This is a genomic window from Aetokthonos hydrillicola CCALA 1050 (assembly GCF_017591665.1).
GTDB lineage: Bacteria > Cyanobacteriota > Cyanobacteriia > Cyanobacteriales > Nostocaceae > Aetokthonos > Aetokthonos hydrillicola.
In genome coordinates this window covers 1-1,592 of sequence record NZ_JAAKGC010000266.1, presented here as the reverse complement: position 1 = coordinate 1,592, position 1,592 = coordinate 1, and the positions used below count along the sequence as shown (strand labels likewise).

Here is a 1,592-nt window from a genome sequence, read left to right as displayed (position 1 = left end):
TTATCAACAAAAAACAATCTCCAAGGACAAATGACAAATATTCCCGCTGATGACATCAGTCTAAAACCTGAGATACCTGACCACGAACCTACAGGCGATTGGAAGCGCTACTTTAGCTTCAGCACAGACCATAAAGTTATAGGTATTCAGTATATTGTTACCGCTTTCATACTTTTTCTAGTAGGTGGTATATTTGCGATGGTCCTTCGTGGGGAATTGATTACCCCAGAAGCAGACCTTGTTGACCGTGCTGTTTATAACGCCATGTTTACCATGCACGGTACAGTGATGCTGTTCGGATGGACATTTCCGATACTAACAGGTTTTGCTAACTTTCTTGTACCTCTAATGATTGGGGCGCGAGATATGGCATTTCCCAGACTTAATGCTGTCGCATTCTGGATGATTCCAGTCGCTGCTATTCTGCTAATGATTAGCTTCTTAGTACCTGGAGGTCCAGCACAAGCAGGTTGGTGGTCATATCCTCCCGTCAGTTTGCAAAACCCAACAGGAAACTTAATTAATGGTGAAGTCATTTGGCTTCTAGCAGTCGCAGTATCAGGTGTTTCCTCAATTATGGGGGCGGTCAATTTTGTGACCACAGTTGTTAAGATGCGCGCACCCGGTATGACTTTCTTCCGTATGCCGATCTTTGTCTGGAACGTATTCAGTGCGCAGCTTATCCAATTGTTTGGTTTACCTGTTTTGACCGCAGGTGCAGTCATGCTTCTGCTTGATTTAACAGTTGGGACTAGCTTTTTTAACCCTGCAAAAGGAGGCGATCCAATCCTCTTCCAGCATTTTTTCTGGTTCTACTCTCACCCTGCTGTTTACGTAATCATTTTGCCAGTCTTTGGAGTTTTTTCCGAAATCTTCCCAGCTTTCGCTCGCAAACCTTTATTTGGTTATAAAATTGTCGCCATTTCATCGCTTCTCATTGCTGGAGTTAGCGGTATAGTTTGGGTACACCATTTGTACGTCAGTGGCACCCCAGCTTGGATGCGGCTGTTTTTCATGCTGACAACAATGTTCGTTTCTGTGCCTACTGGCATTAAAGTGTTTGCTTGGACTGCAACAATTTGGGGAGGTAAGCTGCGGTTAGATACGCCAATGCTGTTTGCGCTAGGCGGATTAATATTATTTGTCTTTGCAGGTATCACTGGTATCACTCTTTCCTCAGTTCCCATCGATGTTCACGTCAACAATACATACTACGTGGTGGGTCACTTCCACTATGTTTTGTACGGCACAGTAACAATGGGGATGTTTGCCGCTATTTACTTCTGGTTTCCCAAAATGACCGGACGAATGTACTATGAAAGCTTGGGCAAGTTGCATTTCTGGCTAACGTTTATTGGCACGAATTTATGTTTCTTTCCCATGCATCCATTAGGCTTGCAAGGAATGTTACGTCGAGTCTCTTCCTACGCTCCAGAGTATGAATTTTGGAACATTATTGCTAGTCTTGGATCATTTTTACTAGGTATGTCCACTTTACCCTTCATTATTAATATGATTGCTTCTTGGATACACGACGTAAAAGCACCATCCAATCCTTGGCGAGCAATTGGACTTGAGTGGTTAGTCGCTTC

Annotated in this window: 1 protein-coding gene; it reads left to right on the top strand. The window is 43.6% G+C overall.

Going from position 1 to position 1,592, the window contains the following annotated elements:
- Positions 1-30: 30 nt before the first annotated feature.
- Positions 31-1,592, top strand: a 1,562-nt coding sequence (locus G4P69_RS36735) for a cytochrome c oxidase subunit I (protein ID WP_208354764.1), incomplete at its 3' end; no start/stop codon positions are given.